Source organism: Nocardia kruczakiae NBRC 101016, assembly GCF_001612965.1.
Lineage (GTDB): Bacteria > Actinomycetota > Actinomycetes > Mycobacteriales > Mycobacteriaceae > Nocardia > Nocardia kruczakiae.
The window spans coordinates 174001-190595 of sequence record NZ_BDBL01000001.1; the positions used below are offsets into that span (position 1 = coordinate 174001).

17 protein-coding genes are annotated in these 16595 nt (G+C 69.0%); 8 read left to right on the plus strand and 9 right to left on the minus strand.

Annotated elements, in window-relative coordinates; all coding sequences use genetic code 11:
* Positions 1–21: 21 nt before the first annotated feature.
* The 5 genes from NK1_RS00390 to NK1_RS00410 form a co-directional block, all read right to left on the minus strand.
* Positions 22–849, minus strand: coding sequence for an MHYT domain-containing protein (locus NK1_RS00390; RefSeq protein ID WP_063905864.1), 828 nt, complete (start codon positions 847–849; stop codon positions 22–24).
* Positions 850–872: 23 nt separating this feature from the next.
* On the minus strand, positions 873–1496 hold the full coding sequence (locus NK1_RS00395; protein ID WP_228533681.1) for a GTP-binding protein: 624 nt from the start codon (positions 1494–1496) through the stop codon (positions 873–875).
* Between the two features lie 151 nt (positions 1497–1647).
* Positions 1648–2022: a DUF742 domain-containing protein gene (locus NK1_RS00400; RefSeq protein ID WP_051025076.1), complete on the minus strand. Its 375-nt coding sequence runs from the start codon at positions 2020–2022 to the stop codon at positions 1648–1650.
* An 8-nt stretch (positions 2023–2030) separates the two neighbouring features.
* Positions 2031–2441 (minus strand): roadblock/LC7 domain-containing protein, encoded by a 411-nt coding sequence (locus tag NK1_RS00405; protein ID WP_030515097.1) that lies wholly within the window; start codon positions 2439–2441, stop codon positions 2031–2033.
* Entirely contained in the window at positions 2438–5341 is a 2904-nt protein-coding gene (locus NK1_RS00410; protein ID WP_063905865.1) for a HAMP domain-containing sensor histidine kinase, read from the minus strand. Before NK1_RS00410 ends, NK1_RS00405 begins: the two co-directional genes overlap by 4 nt.
* 368 nt (positions 5342–5709) lie before the next feature.
* On the opposite strand from NK1_RS00410, the gene NK1_RS00415 reads away from it, so the two are divergent.
* From NK1_RS00415 to NK1_RS00440, 6 genes are all read left to right on the plus strand, one after another.
* Positions 5710–6399, plus strand: coding sequence for a response regulator transcription factor (locus tag NK1_RS00415; RefSeq protein ID WP_039780838.1), 690 nt, complete (start codon positions 5710–5712; stop codon positions 6397–6399).
* Positions 6400–6488: 89 nt separating this feature from the next.
* Positions 6489–7886, plus strand: a complete 1398-nt coding sequence (locus NK1_RS00420) for a sensor histidine kinase (protein WP_084460489.1) — start codon at positions 6489–6491, stop codon at positions 7884–7886.
* Positions 7887–8467: 581 nt separating this feature from the next.
* Complete coding sequence (locus NK1_RS00425; protein WP_245660287.1) at positions 8468–9748, plus strand: S1C family serine protease; 1281 nt, start codon at positions 8468–8470, stop codon at positions 9746–9748.
* A gap of 98 nt (positions 9749–9846) precedes the next feature.
* Positions 9847–10341 (plus strand): MogA/MoaB family molybdenum cofactor biosynthesis protein, encoded by a 495-nt coding sequence (locus NK1_RS00430; RefSeq protein WP_081879443.1) that lies wholly within the window; start codon positions 9847–9849, stop codon positions 10339–10341.
* A gap of 7 nt (positions 10342–10348) precedes the next feature.
* On the plus strand, positions 10349–10570 hold the full coding sequence (locus tag NK1_RS00435; RefSeq protein ID WP_063006649.1) for a hypothetical protein: 222 nt from the start codon (positions 10349–10351) through the stop codon (positions 10568–10570).
* A 160-nt stretch (positions 10571–10730) separates the two neighbouring features.
* A complete protein-coding gene (locus tag NK1_RS00440) occupies positions 10731–11426 on the plus strand; it encodes an MspA family porin (RefSeq protein WP_063006787.1) in 696 nt (231 codons plus the stop codon).
* 32 nt (positions 11427–11458) lie between these two features.
* Here NK1_RS00440 and mscL read toward each other — a convergent pair whose 3' ends face one another.
* The 4 genes from mscL to NK1_RS00455 form a co-directional block, all read right to left on the minus strand.
* Positions 11459–11914 (minus strand): large conductance mechanosensitive channel protein MscL, encoded by a 456-nt coding sequence (gene mscL, locus NK1_RS00445; RefSeq protein ID WP_063006650.1) that lies wholly within the window; start codon positions 11912–11914, stop codon positions 11459–11461.
* Positions 11915–12058: 144 nt separating this feature from the next.
* Positions 12059–12793, minus strand: a complete 735-nt coding sequence (gene cpaB / locus NK1_RS00450) for a Flp pilus assembly protein CpaB (RefSeq protein ID WP_084460490.1) — start codon at positions 12791–12793, stop codon at positions 12059–12061.
* A 158-nt stretch (positions 12794–12951) separates the two neighbouring features.
* Complete coding sequence (locus NK1_RS33370) at positions 12952–13266, minus strand: FmdB family zinc ribbon protein (RefSeq protein WP_084460468.1); 315 nt, start codon at positions 13264–13266, stop codon at positions 12952–12954.
* 133 nt (positions 13267–13399) lie between these two features.
* Positions 13400–14092 (minus strand): 5-formyltetrahydrofolate cyclo-ligase, encoded by a 693-nt coding sequence (locus tag NK1_RS00455; RefSeq protein WP_063006651.1) that lies wholly within the window; start codon positions 14090–14092, stop codon positions 13400–13402.
* Positions 14093–14316: 224 nt separating this feature from the next.
* Between NK1_RS00455 and NK1_RS00460 the strand changes: the two genes are divergently transcribed.
* Positions 14317–15270 (plus strand): UTP--glucose-1-phosphate uridylyltransferase, encoded by a 954-nt coding sequence (locus tag NK1_RS00460; protein ID WP_063006652.1) that lies wholly within the window; start codon positions 14317–14319, stop codon positions 15268–15270.
* Positions 15271–15337: 67 nt separating this feature from the next.
* Positions 15338–16591: a molybdotransferase-like divisome protein Glp gene (gene glp, locus NK1_RS00465; RefSeq protein WP_036505452.1), complete on the plus strand. Its 1254-nt coding sequence runs from the start codon at positions 15338–15340 to the stop codon at positions 16589–16591.
* The last annotated feature ends 4 nt before the right edge of the window (positions 16592–16595 follow it).

The following is a 16595-nucleotide window of genomic DNA, read 5'->3' on the forward strand; positions in this document are numbered from 1 at the left end:
GGCCCGGCGCCGCGAATCCGCTCAGCTCACCGGCTGCGGTGCCCGAGCCGCCGGGCGCGCCTTCCCGGCCGGCGAAGCGGTCTGTCCGGCAGGAGAATTCGCCGCCTGTGCCAACTGCCGCGAGCGGGTGGTTCCGGTGCGGTCGGGGGCGACCAGCACGGCGGTGATCGGGACCGCCAACGACAGCGTCCCCATCACGAACACCGGCACGAAGAGGGTGAACAGATCGTCGCCGTCGGGCTGGCCGACCGCGGTGTCGAGATGTACGTGCACCCCGGCCTGGCCGAGGTAGTGGATCGCGGTGACCGCCAGCGCATACAGTGCGGCCGCCCCGGCCAGTGGCAGCATCGCGTGGAAACGGGTGGTGGCCCACAGCACACCGATCGAGGCCGCGACGGCCAGCGCCCCCGCGCTCAGCGACATCCAGATGTTCACGTCGACCGATCCCTGCACGCGGATCGCGCCCATGGCGAGCAGGTGCATGATGCCGATGCCGATACCCATCACCACGCCGCCGGTGATCACCCGCACCAGCGTGCTCACCTTGCCCGTGATCACCAGGCCGGCCAGGACCGCCGCCACCGCGACGGCCGTCGCCACCACCATCCGGGCGATGTCGTAGCGGATCTCACCGGCCGACACCCCGACACCGAGCATGGTGACGTACACCGCCAGCCAGGTGCCGACGCCGCCGATGGACACTGCCGCCGCGGTGAGCCACACCAACCGGAACCGCGCGGTGACCGAGAGCGTCGACTGGCGAACACAGGCCAGTCCGACGACCGCGCCGGCCGCGGAAACCCCGAGTGCCAGGCCCAGCACCCAGTACCCCATGGTGAAGTAGTTCATCGCTTCCCCTCAGCTCGCACCGCTCAGCTCTGTCCCACCGTCGCGTGGGTGGCGGTCAACCGCGCGATCGCGTATTCGGTGACCGCGGCGAGCGCCCGTCGAACCTCCCCGGCGTCCCGGGCGTCGATATCGACCACCGGCACGCCCTCGCGGATCGACAGCGCCTCCCGCAGTTCCGCGACCGGGAAACGCGGTGCGCTCGGAAACCTGTTGACCGCCACCAGGAATGGCAGCCCGCGCGCCTCGAAGAAGTCGACCGCGGCGAAGCTGTCCTCGATCCGGCGCGTGTCGACCAGCACGACGGCGCCGATCGCACCGCGGATCAGGTCGTCCCACATGAACCAGAATCGGCGCTGCCCGGGCGTGCCGAACAGGTACAGCGTCAGGTTGCCGGGCAGGATGATGCGGCCGAAATCCATGGCCACCGTGGTGGTTTCCTTGCCCGGGGTGGCGGACAGGTCGTCGATGCCGTCGGATACGCCGGTCACCATGGCCTCGGTGCGCAGCGGCACGATCTCCGAGACCGCACCGACGAAAGTGGTCTTCCCGGCGCCGAACCCACCCGCGACCACGATCTTGGTCGAGGCGGTGCGGCTGTCGAGCTCCGGGTGGGGCGGCATCGGAGCCGTCGAGTTCTGAAAGTGCATGGGGGGATTCTGGTATGGAAGCGGCGGTTGCGGGTGCGAGCCCGGGGAATTGGGTCCGAGCGGTCCGATCTGCGCGGAATCGGGCTGCGGCGCGGGCGGATACCGCTCGGCCGTCGAGGGTGCCCCGGCGGGCCGGGGCGGTGCCGCGGTATCAAAGGGCACGGAGTCCACGCAGGGTCCTCTCCATCAGGGATCGCCGCTCGTCGAATGTGGCGTCCTCGCTGAGCGTGGTGTGCACCCGCAGTGTGCCGGCCACCACCAGGTCGCCGATCACCACCCGGATCATGCCCAGGGGACGTTGCAGATGGGCGGCGATTTCGGCGACCGAGAGCCGCCCCGCGCCCAGACGCAGAATATCTGTTCGAATATCGCCTGCGGGCCAATCGAATTGATTGGCGTAGGGCAGTGTTTCCACGACCGCCTCGAGAGGCAGTTCGACCGCGGGTTCGGTGCGCCCAGCGGTCAGCGCATAAGGACGGACGCGAGTGGTTGGCCGGCCGGACCCGGCTCCGAACGAGCTGGACATCGCAATCGTCAGACCGCCGAACGGGCCGTGGCTTGCACGACCGATCCGACTCGATCGACGAGCAGGGCCATCTCGTAACCGATGCGGCCGATGTCGTGCTGCTTGTTGGCCAGTACCGCCAGATGCGAGCCGTTGCCGACGCTCATCACCAGCAGGTAGCCGCGCTGCATGTCGACGATCGACTGCATCACCTTGCCGCCGTTGAACAATTGCGCCGCCCCCGCCGACAGACTCGCCAGACCGGCGGTCACCGCGGAGAGCTGTTCGGCCCGATCGGACGGGAGGTGCGGACTGGTCGCCTGGAGCAGGCCGTCGGCCGAGACGAGCACCGCGTGCGAGACTCCAGGCACCTCTCTGGTGAAGCGGGTGACGAGCCAGTTCAAATTCTCGTCCGTACTGTTCTGCGCAGTGTCGGTCATGCAAAGCCTCCGTCGTTCTGCTGAGCGTTGTTCCGCCCGGCCGTGTCGAATCGGGCCGGCCCGGCCGGGTCGTATCCGGCCGTATCGGCGGGGTCGTACTGGGCCGTGTTGTCTCGGACGCTGACGCGTCCGCTGCGGACGCCGCTCAAATGCCTTGACAAGTTGTTGCGGATTTCCTCCGGATCCCGAGCCTCGACGGCATCGTCCTGCGTCACTCCGCCGGGCACCAGCTGCGCACCGGGCCGGCGGATGGGCAGGCCACCCGTGGTACGGGTGGTCGCGGTCGGGGTGCTGGCGTCCGCGGCCGCCGCCCAGCCCTCGTCGGCGGGAGACGACCAGGCGCCGGTCGGCGCGTTCGAGGACGGTTCGACCAGCCATTCGGACACCATGCGCTGATAGATCGGCGTGGGGGATTCCGGTTTGGCCGGCGCCTGAGCATCCTGCTGAGGAGCATCGTGCTGATAGGCATCGGGCCGGGGTGGCGCGAGAGTCGCGCCGTGGCGGGACAGCGGCGCCGGTTCGCGGTCCGGGGTGCGCTGTGCCGGGGTCATGATCGCCGTTTCGGCCCAGATATCGATGGGCTGCGGCTGGGGTTGCGGTCGTGGATCGGCCGGGGCGGGACGCCGGGGCGGCACGATCTGTTGCAGATCGCGGTCGGTCACCGGGTTCCACGGATCGGAGGCCGGGGCGAAATCCTGGCCGCGACTCGCGTTTTCGGCCTCCTCGGCCTCGGCGCGTTCGTCGCGCTGTTTCTCTTCGCCGCGGTCGTCGTGGAAGGCGTTCTCGCGCCCGGTCTCGGCACCGCGCAGCACGCCGTCGTCGAGCGGTTCCGGCGCGCGATCGTCGTTCTCGGCGACGTCCGGCAGCGGCGTGAGCCGGGTGACTTGGGCCGTGGAGTCGGAATCCGACTGGCCGGCCGGACGGCGCTGCGGCAGTCCGGCGCTGGTGAATCGGGCCGGCTCCGACGTCTCCCCGAACCGCTCCGGCGGATTGGGCACCGCGGTGAGTGTGCGGCCGGGAGCGGGGAATTCGGTGACCGGGGAGGGGAAGTCCGCCGCCGGTGTGGTGAACGTCGAGATGGCCGGCGGGACGACGGCCTCGGTGGGCGAGACCAGCGCACCCGGTAGATGCACACTGGCCGTGATGCCCGGCTGCTGCGCCATCGTGGAGGTGCGACGCAGGCTGACCGTGATGGTGTGCCGTGCCGCCAGGCGGCCGACCACGAAAAGACCCATGCGGCGAGCGGTTTCGATGGTGACCTCACCACCGGAGGCCAGGCGCTCGTTGATCGCGCGCATATCGTCGGCGGACATGCCGAGTCCGCGGTCGGTGATCTCGATCAGATATCCGCCGTCCACCGCGCGCGATACCGAGACCGCCACCGGCGTATTCGGCGGCGAGTAGCGCAGTGAGTTGTCGATCAGCTCGGCCAGCAGGTGTTCGATGTCGACGGCGGGCTCACCGGCGACGATACCGTCGGGCACCGAACCGATTTCGACGCGCTGATAATCCTCGACCTGGGAGACCGCGCTCCACAGCATGTCCGACAGCGGCACCGGCGGCAGATGTCCGCGGCGCAGCGCGGTGCCGGCGAGTACCAGCAGGTTGTCACCGTTGCGGCGCATGCGGGTGGCGAGGTGGTCGAGGCGGAACAGGCTCTGCAGCCGATCGGAGTCGTCCTCGTCGCGTTCCAGATCCTCGATCAGCGACAGCTGCTGTTCGACCAGGGATTGGCTACGCCGCGAGAGCGTTTCGAACATATTGCTGATCTGCAGGCGCAGGCGGGCCTGTTCGGCGGCGAGGAACAACGCCTGGCGGTGCATGTCGTCGACGGCTCGGGCCAGCTGGCCGATCTCCTCGGTGGTCTGCACGTCGACCGGGACGATCTCCGGGGTCGCGCCGCCGCCGCGCACGACCGCGAGTTCGGCGGGCAGGTCGGTGTGCGCGACCTGGAGCGAATCGCGGCGCAGGCGGCGAATCGGGACGACCAGCGAGCGGGCGACCGCCAGCGCCAGGGCCAGACCGGCCAGCAGGGTGACGACCACCAGCGCCACATCGCGCAGGACCGTGCCGCGCGCGTCGACCGAGCGGTCCGACAGTCCGGAGTCGATCAGGTCGACCAGATGGTTGGTGGCCTCGTTGTAGGTGTCGGTGCTGGTTTGCAGCGATTGCACGACGCCGGGCACGTTGATCGGCTCGACCGCGTTCTGGCTCATCGCCGCGATACGCGTCTGCAGCGCACCCAGCAGCACATCCGGCTTCAGCGCCGATTCCGGCTGCACGACCGCGTACTGGTTGATCATGGTCAGCTCGGCGCCGGTGGCCGTCAGGACCTGGGCCAGCACGGCCGGGTTGTTGCCGATCTCGCCGCTCTCCAGCGCCAGCTGCTGCTGGGTGAACATCTGGCGGGCGATCGCGATGACACCCATCTGCACGTAATAGCGCTCGAGGGTGGTTTCCTTCGGCGTCGCCAGCGAGGAGACGGCGTTGCTGACGTGGCCGTTCACCTCGCTCGCCTGTTTGACCACCTCTTGCGGCGCACCGCCGTGCAGACTGTTGCGCAGGGTGCGCCCGGCCGCCAGCGCCTCGGTGAGTTCGGTGGCGACCCGCTTGTCGGCCGCCGAATTCTGCAGCGCCGTCTGCAGATCCGCCGCGGCCTGGTCGAACCGGGCCGCGGCCTGGTCCAGCGCCGACTGCGGAACGTGTTCGCCGTTGCCGAGGGTGACGGCGAGATTGTTGGCCGCCGAACCGAAGTCGAGGGTCGGCCGAATGATCCGCGCCTGCTCACTGGCTGTGTTCAGCTGTGAGATGGTGCCGAGCTCGTCCTTGATTCGAAGAACGGCGAATGCCGATGCCAGCACGACCGGCAGCAGTAGCACGATGCCGACCTTGCTGGTCACGGACAGATTGGACAGACTCCTCTGCCATGGCCGCGGTGCAGTGCCCATCCCGCTTCCGTCGCCTCCGCTCGCGCACGTGCCCCGGGTTCCGGCCGCCGCCCGCGTCTGGCCGTTCGGGTCCAACGGGTTGAGAACCAACTAGAGGTTTACTTTTACCGCAGGCAACATACCGCGAGAACACGTTCGCGGCAATTTGGAGGGGTCCAGCGACAACGGTCTAAATCGGCTCGGCGCAACAACTTTCGTGTGCAACGCATACTTCTCGGAACTATTTTCGATGATTCCGCAGGTCATCTGTTGTGGATGTGCGGCGTGTCGAATGGTCGGTTCTCAGTCGGCTCTCAGTCGATCCGGTCAAACTGGAGGCCATGCGCATTCTGGTAGTCGACGATGATCGCGCGGTGCGCGAGTCGCTGCGCCGGTCGCTCACCTTCAATGGATATTCCGTCGAGCTGGCGGTCGACGGCGTCGACGCCTTGGAGAAGGTCAGCGCGTCCCGGCCCGATGCATTGGTGCTCGATGTGATGATGCCGCGGCTGGACGGCCTGGAGGTATGCCGCCGCCTGCGCAGCACCGGTGATGATCTGCCGATTCTCGTACTCACCGCCCGGGATTCGGTGTCGGAGCGAGTGGCCGGGCTCGACGCCGGCGCCGACGACTATCTGCCCAAACCGTTCGCGCTCGAGGAATTGCTGGCGCGTTTGCGCGCCCTGTTGCGCCGCACCACCGCCGACCCGGCCACCGATTCCTCGGAGACGATGCGTTTCGCGGATCTGTCCCTGGATCCGGTGACGCGCGAGGTATCGCGCGGCGAGCGCGCCATCAGCCTGACCCGCACCGAATTCTCGCTGCTGGAAATGCTGATGGCGAATCCGCGCCGGGTGTTGACGCGCAGCCGCATTCTGGAGGAGGTCTGGGGCTACGACTTTCCCACCTCCGGTAATGCGCTCGAGGTCTATATCGGCTATCTGCGCCGCAAAACCGAGGCCGAGGGGGAGCCACGACTGATCCACACCGTGCGCGGGGTGGGTTACGTGCTGCGCGAGACTCCTCCGTAGGCCGGGGCGTCGTGGCAAGAGCTCATCCGGGGCACGGTGGCCGTCCCGATCGCGTGGCCCGGCTGGGGCCGCGTCCCGATCCGCACGAAATGCGCCCGCCGATGCCGCTGACCCGATCGGTGTCGCTGCGCTGGCGGGTGACGCTGCTGGCCGCCTCGGTGGTGGCCATCGCCGTCGCGGTGACCTCGATCGCCGCCTACGCACTGGTCGCTCGCGCCCTGTACGCCGATGTGGACAGTCAATTGCGCAGCCGCTCGGAGGTGATGGTCAAGAACAACATCGACCTGCAGGGTTTCCAGGCGATCATCATGTTCAGCAGCCTGTACTCCAACGATATCGGCATCGCGCTGATCTACCCCGACGTCGATGTGCCCTATGCCCCGCCGCAGCCGATGGATCCGCCGATCGGCCCGGCCGAGATGGCGGTGGCGCACGGTAGGGCGGATGTCTCGCTGCGGACCGCGAACAATCAGCGCGTGCTCGCCCGGCGCACGAAATCCGGTGCCACGCTGGTTATCTCGCGGTCGCTGGAACCCACCCGGGAAGTGCTCGACCGGCTCGCGTGGCTGCTGTTCACGATCGGCGGGTGCGGCGTGCTGGTCGCCGGAGCCGCCGGTGCCACGGTCGGGCGAACGGGGCTGCGGCCCATCGCGCGATTGACCGCGGCCACCGAACGCGTCGCGCGCACCGACGATCTGGCGCCGATTCCGGTCACCGGTGACGACGAACTGGCGCGGCTCACCGAGAGTTTCAATCTGATGTTGCGGGCGCTGGCCGAATCTCGCGATCGGCAGCGGCGGCTGGTGGCCGACGCCGGACACGAACTGCGCACCCCGCTGACCTCGCTGCGCACCAATATGGAACTGCTCATCGCCTCCTCGCGCCCGGACGCGCCCCCGATTCCCGAGGAGGACATGGCGGGGTTGCGCGCGGATGTGATCGCCCAGATCGAGGAGCTGTCCACGCTGGTGGGAGACCTGGTGGACCTGGCCCGCGAGGACGCGCCCGAAACCGTCTACGAGCGGGTCGATCTCGGCGAGGTCGCCGAGCGCGCACTGGAACGGGTGCGGCGGCGGCGCGTGGACGTCCAATTCTCGGCGCAACTGCGGCCGTGGTTCGTCTACGGCCACGACGCCGGGCTGGAGCGAGCCATCCTCAACGTGCTCGACAATGCCGCGAAGTGGAGTCCGCCGGAGGCGCAGGTCGTCCTGACCATGCGCGAAACCGGGCCCGGGCTCATGGAAATCGCCATCGACGATGCCGGGCCGGGTATTCCGCCGGAGGAACGGGAACTGGTCTTCGAACGCTTCTACCGCACCACGGCGTCGCGATCGATGCCCGGTTCCGGGCTGGGTCTGGCGATCGTGAAACAGGTGGTGTCCAAACACGGCGGCACGATCACCGTGGACACCTCCGAGCGTGGCGGCACGCTGGTGCGCATCGTCCTTCCCGGCGAACCGCCGGTCGCCGGGGAGCGCCGGGGGTGATCACCGGCGATCCGGAATCGCCGGGCGCGTGCGGGGGCGCCCCATAAACTGTGACCCGTGCGGCGTCCCGCTCCCGCGGAAACCCGGATACGGCACGGAGTCACGGAGAACTGAAAGCACGGTCTCAGTCCGCTCTCAGTCGCTGTCACCAGGCTGGGCGACAGACTCGAGGAGAAACGAGAAATATGACCGAGGATTCGAGGGACAGGCGCGACGAGCCGACCGGTTCGACTCCCCAGTCGGGAGGGGCCGAGCCGACTCCGCCGTCGACAGGTTCCGGAACCGCTTCGCAGTCGGGGGATGCCGGGAACGCCTCGCGCGGGTGGGGGCAACCGTCGCAGTGGGCAGGGCCGTCGTCGCAGGCCGGTGGGGCCGACGCGGGTGCGCAGTCGCCGGGGCCGGGACCGGCCGGTTCGAGTGGGAGCCCGCAGGTACAGCCCGGCCAGCAAGCGTCCGGCGAGCATCGGACCGAGCAGTTCACGAATCCCGGACAGGGCGGGCCCGACCGACCGGGGCAAGGGTACGGACCGGGACAGCATCCGGGGTTCGCCGCCGATCCCGCGGCCGGCCACACCGCGCCGATGCCGCCGTACAACCCGTACGCGGCGGGCCACACCTCGAGTCAGGGCTATCAGCAGCCCGGCTCGTACCCCTCCGGCACGCCCTACGCCACCGGCGAGCACCGCGCGGGTGAACCGTATCCCACCGGTTCGGGCGCCGATCCCACCGGCGCCTACGCCGGCACTCCGCGCCGCCGCGGCCGCGCGGGCCTGCTCGCCGGCGCCGTCGTGCTGGCGCTCGTCGCGGGTGGTATCGGCGGTGCGGTCGGCACCCTCGCCACACGCTCGGACGACAACAACGCGCCGGTCGACAACGCCCTGAACGCGCCCGCGCCGGTCGATCCCGCCTCGGCGAGCGCACCGCCCGGATCCGTGCCCGCGGTCGCGCAGAAGGTCCTGCCCAGCGTCGTGATGATCCGCGTCGCGGGCGCCCGCGCGGAGGGCGAGGGCTCGGGTGTGGTGCTGTCCTCGGACGGGCTGATCCTGACCAACAACCACGTGGCCAGCGGTGCCGGCCCCAACGCCAAGATGGAGGTCGCCTTCCAGGACGGCACGACCGCTAACGCCTCGGTCGTCGGTGTCGACCCGGTGTCGGATCTGGCCGTCATCAAAGCGGCCGGCAAGACCAACCTGACGCCGATCGAACTCGGCACCTCGCGCAACCTGATGGTCGGCCAGCCCGTAGTGGCGGTCGGCTCGCCGCTGGGCCTGGCCGGAACCGTCACTACCGGCATCGTGTCGGCGCTCAACCGCCCGGTGTCGACCAGTGGTGAGGCCGGCTCGCAGGGCACGGTCATCTCCGCCATTCAGACCGATGCGGCGATCAACCCCGGCAATTCCGGTGGCGCGCTGGTCGATACGAACGGCAAGCTGATCGGCATCAACACCGCGATCGCCACCCTCGGCGCCTCGGAAATGCCCGGTTCGCAGAGCGGTTCGATCGGTCTGGGCTTCGCGATTCCGGTCGATCAGGCCCGTCGCGTCGCCGATGAGCTGACCAAGTCCGGCCACGCCACCTATGCTCAGATCGGGATCTCGGTGCGCGCGCAGGACGACGTCAACGGCGCTCGGGTCCTGGACGTGACACCGGACGGCCCGGCAGCCAAGGCGGGCATTCCGTCGGGTGCGATCGTCACCCGGGTCGACGATCAGGTCATCGACTCGGGCAATTCGCTGATCGCCGCCGTGCGGTCGCATCAACCGGGTGACAAGGTGAAGGTCACCTACACCGATCCACAAGGACAGAATCCGAAAACCGTCGAGGTGACCCTCGGCGCCGCACCGGCGGAGGGTGGCCGATGATCCGTGAACCGCGTCCTTTGACAGTGCTCCCGACACCCGACGCCGACGAGCCCGGGGGACCGGAGTGGTTGTCGCCCACGGACGCTACGGTGAGCAACATGGAAATCGATGCTCCCGTGGCGGGCCGGGCACTTGTTGTGGTCGTGGACGATCGAACCGCGCATGGCGGGGTGGACTCGCTGGGGCCGCTGGTGACCGAACTGCTCACCGAATTCGGCTTCCTCGTCGACGCCACGGTGTCGGTGGCCGGCGACGAGATCGAGATTCGCAACGCCCTCAACACCGCCGTGATCGGCGGGGTCGACCTGGTGATCTCCGTGGGTGGCACCGGCATGTCGCCGCGCGATGTCACCCCGGAGGCGACCCTCGAGGTACTCGATCGCGAATTGCCCGGCATCAGCGAGGCGCTGCGCGCCTCCGGACTCGCGGCCGGTTCGCTCGACGCCGGCCTCTCGCGGGGTCTGGCCGGGGTCTCGGGCAGCACCCTGGTGGTCAATCTGCCCGGCACCCGCGATGCCGTGCGCGACGGTATGGCGACGCTCGGCCCGCTGGTGAGCCGGGTCGTCGACGAACTGTCCGGCTTGGCGGAATAATCACGGTATGACCGACCGGCCGACAGGGGCGCAGCGTCCGGGCGATTCGCAGTCCGCGGATCGCCCGGCGAAGGGCCGCGCCCGGTCGGCCGCGGAGGCCGCGCGCTTGGCGCGGGTCTTCGGTGAGACGCTGCCGCGCACCAGCAGCGACGAGCGCGCCCCCGACGGTGAGCTACCCCGCTCCTCGGACGACTGGCTGCGCGCGCAGGTGCCCCCTCATCACGGATAACCCGTTACGTTCATCGCCCGATGTTGGCAGCGGTGAGGCGTGCCGTTTATTGTCCCGTTCGGCTGCTTCACCTGCGGGTCACGAAGGCTCCGGGTAGGCGCGCGCGTCGCGCCGCCCGATGGAGTTCGTGGCCCACGGCAAGAACCTGATGAGGGGACATATGAATACCAACCGTGCGAACGGTCGGCGGTGGGGTGCGCGCATCGCGGGCCTCGGCGCCGTGGCGGCCGTCGCGCTCGGCCTGTTCTCCACCGGTGCCGCCAACGCCGACACCTTCGTCGCGCTGCCCGGCGGCGACCTGTCCAAGACGCTGTCCGACGGCACCGTGGTGCACGTCTGGCTGGACGGCGAATCCGCGAAGATCACTCCGTCGCTCGGCGCGACGCCGGTGCACCGCACCGCGTGGGTCTCCGGCAACGCCCATGTCGAGCTGTCCGGCGATACCACCGCCGTGGGCGGCAGCATCTACCCCGGATACACCGTGGGATGCCAGGTCGACATCTCCGGCGGCGGGGTCGACGGCGGTCCCGGCGCGAGCATGGACTGGAGCGACGGCGAGAACGCCAAGCCGGATGCCGGCGGAAATATCGGTGGCAACATGACTCTCGGTCCGGGCCAGGCGAAGTCGTTCTACATCCTCGACAGTGAGGAGAAGGACGACTTCGGACCGGACGTGCACAAGTCCCGCAACAAGTTCCAGGGTGCCGGCGGTTCGGTGGCCTGGTCCGACGAGATCATCGGCCTGACCGGATGTGGCGGTTACGCGCAGGCGCGCGCGTTCGTCAGCGTCGAGGTCGAGACCGACAACGTCATCTCCTGGGTGACGCTGTGGGGTAAGCCGTTCAGCCTGGGCTGAGCTGTTCCGGATACGCGGCAGGGCCGGCGCTGTCACCGGCTCCGCTGCGAATCCCCCTGTCGGCGTAGGGAATCGACGTCGGCGAACTCGTGCCGGCCGCCGGCGCTCTTGCTGCCCTCCGAGAGCAGATCACGGATCTCGGTGAGCAGTGCGACCTCGGTCATCACGGCTTCCTTCTCGGTGCCGTAGCGCTTCATCAGCCGGCCCGCCGGCAGCACCAGAATGAAGTACAGGATCGCCGCGATGAGGATGAAGTTGACCACGGCGGTGACGATGGGGCCGAGTGCGATGAATGTGGACGGTTTACTGGAATCCAGATAGAAGCCCCAGCCGTGTTCGTTCGCGCCGCCGAACACATCCAAGAGGGGATTGACGATTCCGGTCACGATGGCGGTGACGACCGCGGTGAACGCGGTACCGATGACGACCGCGACCGCCAGATCGATCACGTTCCCGCGGAGCAGGAAATCCCTGAAACCTTTCAGCATTGCGGCTCCTGTCTCATCCGGCGTGCCCGCGCCGCGCCGTTCGGTCTGGTCGTGGCATCCGATGCGATTGCTTTCCGCTATCGAATGAGGTACTCGGGATGCTAACGGACAGTTGCGGCAAATGCTTGGCGAACACAGCGAACATCAGTGAAACACCACGGTCAGGGCGGTGTGCAACGAGGCGGCCGCGACGGTGGTCGCATGCCCCGGATCGAGTGCCAGCAACACGATTCGTTCGGGGGAGGCGCGGGTCCGGGAACCGGTGTCGGCGGCACCGGAAATCAGGACGACCGCGGCATCGGTGGCGAGGGTATGCGCGGACGGTGAACGCTCCCGTGGCGCAATCGCCTCCGGATCGCCGTGCGCCCCGGTGTCCTCCGCGGCGACCACGTCCACCCGGTCGCCGGGGCGCAGAATGTCGGCAATCGCGTTGTCCGCCAAGCGCATCGGCACGATCCGGGCATTCGGTGTGCCGGTCGCCGCGGCAGCCAGGCGTGGGCCGACGATCCGGAGATCGGTGAGTATTTCCCCGGCGTGCACAGCGCCGGTCGAGGTCGCGCCGAGCAGTGTCGCGGGATCGGTGACGGCGCCTTCCGGTACCGCGTCCGGTGGCAGGTCGGCGTACCGCAGATCGGCGGGAGCCAGCACCTGCCCGGGTTGCACGTCCCGTGCCGCGACCACGACCGGTGTGCGATGCCCGGCGGGGTCGCCGCGCAGGGCGACGACGGCTGCCGCGGCGGCCAGTCCGACGGCGGACAGCCGGCGGATCAGGGTCAGGTCGAGCCAGGGCGGCCGTATCCGGGACAGGAATTCGCTGCCACGAGCATGGCCGAGATCGGTGTCACCGGCGCGAAGCCGATCGAATCGCAAGGTCCGCATACCGGCCACCGTAGGACCCACGCCAGGTCGGTCATCCGGGAAAAGAGCAGGTCAGAACTTTTCTGTGGATAACGGAAAGACTGTGGACAACTCAGGACGGCGCGGCCGGAGGGTGGTGACCGTCCGGGCGGTACGTGGCCGCCCGGTACGGGGATGGGTCAGGCGACGGCGGTGCTGGTCGACGAGGAGGTCGACGAAGCAGAGCTGCTCGACGAGCCGGACGAGCCGGAGCCGGCCGAATCGCTCGACTTGGATTCGCTCGACTTCGCGGCGGGCTCACTGGCCGACGACGAGCCGTTGCGGCTGTCGGTGCGGTAGAAGCCGCTGCCCTTGAAGACGATGCCGACCGAGTTGAACAGCTTGCGCAGCTTGCCGTCGCACTTCTCGCAGGTGGTCAGGGCGTCATCGGAGAACGACTGCACGATGTCGAACTTGTCACCACACTGCGTGCACTGATACGAGTAAGTAGGCACCTGCGAACCTCCACGGTTTTCGTCTTTTAGCACTCTACAGCCGACAGTGCCAACAGTGCCAATCCGGTCTTGATTCCCATGGTGCGCGTGAGGTCACATCCGCGCCACCGAGTCCGGGCGCCCGGCGCCCGCGTCAGACGCTCGAGTATCGACCGCCGATCTCGCGATCGCCGGCATCGAGCCTGCACAGCCCAGCCTCCGGCAGCAATGCCCACCCCATCCGGCGATCGTGGGGTTCCTCCGGCAGCGCATCCAGCAGTTCCGTGTCTCGGACGACCGCCACCAGACATGCGTCCGGTCGCGCCGCGGGCAGCGTCCGGTCGTAATACCCGGCGCCTCGCCCCAGCCGCACACCGCGCCGATCGACCGCGAGTGCCGGGATCACGATCACCTCCGGCCATTCGATGGCCGCCACGCCCAACGGCGGCCCGTCGGGCTCGAGCAGTCCGTAGCGGGCGCGCCGCAGCCCCTCGATTCCCGTGTATTCCACCCACCCCAGCGGACCGGGCGGTCCCGTCACGGGAACCATCACTCGAGCCCCCGCGACCCGCAGTGCGTCGAGCATCGCGACCGAACCCGGCTCGCCCGCGACCGGGATGTACCCCGCCACCCAGCGCGAGCGGGGAGCCTGCGAGCCGGATCCTCCCGCCGGGCGATCGTCGCTGCGCGGCCCATCGGTACGCGGCCGGTCGATGTCCAGTACTCGCGCCACGGATCGGCTCAGCGCCTCGGCCTCCGCGGCCCTGGTTTCCGGCGGCACCGCCGCCCGGGCGGCCAGCAATTCCGCTCGCCACCGCCCCTTGTCCCGCTGACCGGCGATCTCCACAGGGCTCACCCTAGGTGGGCGAACGGTGAGTTTGCCCGCTCCCGTGTTTCCAGGTGCCCTCGGCGGGGAATCGCTGACCCGACGCGTTACCGCGAACTCGCTGGTGAGGGTTGCTGCCGCACCGTTTCGGTGCGACGGCGCCGCCGCGGCCGCCTAGGCTTCCCAGATGCCGGGCCGGTGTTGAGCCGGTCCGACGACAAGAGCGATGGATAGGGTGTGCACTTATGACAGCTGACGCCGGATCGGACGCGACGCAGGCCGTGAGTTCCTGCTTCCGCACCGCGGTGGTTCCCGCGGCCGGACTCGGGACACGGTTCCTGCCCGCGACCAAGACCGTGCCGAAAGAGCTGCTGCCGGTGGTGGACACACCCGGTATCGAATTGGTGGCCGCCGAGGCCGCCGGCTCGGGCGCCCAGCGGCTGGTCATCGTGACCTCGCCCGGTAAGGACGGGGTCGTCGCCCACTTCGTCGAGGATCTGGTGCTGGAGAGCACGCTCGCCGAACGCGGGAAATTCCAGCTGCTGGAGAAGGTGCGCAAGGCTCCCGGCCTGCTCGATGTGACCTCGGTCGTACAGGACGAGCCGCTCGGGCTCGGCCATGCCGTCGCCCAGGCCGAGCAGGCGCTCGATCCCGACGAGGACGCCATCGCGGTGTTGCTGCCCGACGACCTGGTGCTGCCCTGCGGCGTCCTCGACGTGATGAGCCGCGTCCGGCGCAAACGCGGCGGCACGGTGCTCTGCGCGATCGACGTCCCGAAGCAGGAGGTCGGCGCCTACGGCGTCTTCGACGTGGAGCCGGTGACCGACAGCACGAACCCCGACGTACTGCGCGTGGTCGGCATGGTGGAGAAGCCGGCGCTCGAGGAGGCGCCGTCGACCTTCACCGCCGCGGGCCGGTATCTGCTCGATCGCGCCATCTTCGACGCGCTGCGCCGGATCGAGCCGGGTGCGGGCGGCGAACTACAGCTCACCGACGCCGTATCGCTGCTGATCGCGGAGGGACATCCGGTTCATGTCGTCGTCCACCGTGGGTCGCGCCACGACCTCGGCAACCCTGGCGGTTATCTTCGTGCTGCGGTCGATTTCGCTTTGGAGCGAGACGAATACGGCCCCGCCTTGCGCGAGTGGTTGCAGCGTCGGCTTGCTCCGGATTGGAACCCGCAGCTGATCTCGTCGTGACGGCGGGGTCGGCCGGGTCCCGTCACCGCGGGACCGGGTGATCAGTCGGAGTAAAGGGAAGGGCGGCATGCGCTCGGTTGAGGACCAGCAGATCAAGGTGACCGCGGCGGCCGTCGCCCCGCGGCCGGTCCGGGTCGCGATTTCCGAAGCCCAGGGTCTGCTGTGCGCCGAGGATGTGGTCACCGAGCGTCCGCTGCCCGGATTCGATCAGGCCGCCATCGACGGATATGCCGTGCGCAGTGTGGATGTGCAGGGCGCCGGCGCCGACATCCGCACCGAGGACGGCGATCCGATCGATCTGACGCTGCCGGTGGTCGGCGAGGTCGCCGCCGGTTCGCGCCAGCCGATCCGGTTGCAGCCGCGGCAATCGGTGCGCATCGATACCGGTGCGCCGCTGCCCACGCTGGCGGATGCGGTGCTGCCGCTGGATTTCACCGACGGCGGCCGGGCCCGGATCAAGATCTACGAGCCGGTGCGGTCCGGCGATTACGTGCGGCGCATCGGCGACGATGTGCAGCCCGGCGATATCGCGGTCCGGGCGGGAACCATCATCGGCGCGGCGCAGGTCGGCCTGCTGGCGGCGGTCGGGCGGGACAAGGTGCTGGTGCATCCGCGGCCGCGGCTGTCGGTCATCTCGATCGGTGGCGAACTGGTCGACATCGACCGCACGCCCGGTCCGGGACAGGTCTACGACGTGAACTCCTACGCCCTGGCCGCCGCCGCCCGCGATGCCGGCGCCGATGTGAATCGGGTCGGCATCGTCAGTGCCGATCCCAAGCGCCTGCGCGATGTGGTCGAGGGACAGCTGGTGCGTTCGGAGGTCGTCGTGATCGCGGGCGCGGTCGGCGGCTGGGCCTCCGATCAGATCCGCGAGGCCCTGGAGGGGCTGGGCGAGCTGACCATCGATCGGGTCGCCATGCATCCGGGTTCCGTGCAGGGTTTCGGCCGGCTCGGCCGCGACGAGGTCCCGACGTTCCTCCTGCCATCGAATCCCGTTGGCGCACTGGTGGTTTTCGAGATCATGGTGCGGCCGCTGATCCGGATCGCGCTGGGTCGCCGGCATCCGATGCGCCGCGTGGTGCGGGCCCGCACGATCATGCCGATCACCTCGATGGAGGGCCGCCGCGGCTACCTGCGCGCCCAGTTGATGCGCGACGAGCAGACCGGCGAGTACCTGGTTCAGCCGCTCGGGGTCAACGGCTCGTCGCATCTGCTCTCGACCTTGGCCGAGGCCAACAGCCTGATCGTCATCGACCCGGAGGTCACCGATATTCGCACCGGTGACGAGGTCCAGGTCGCATTTCTCGCACAGCGCGGGTGAGCTG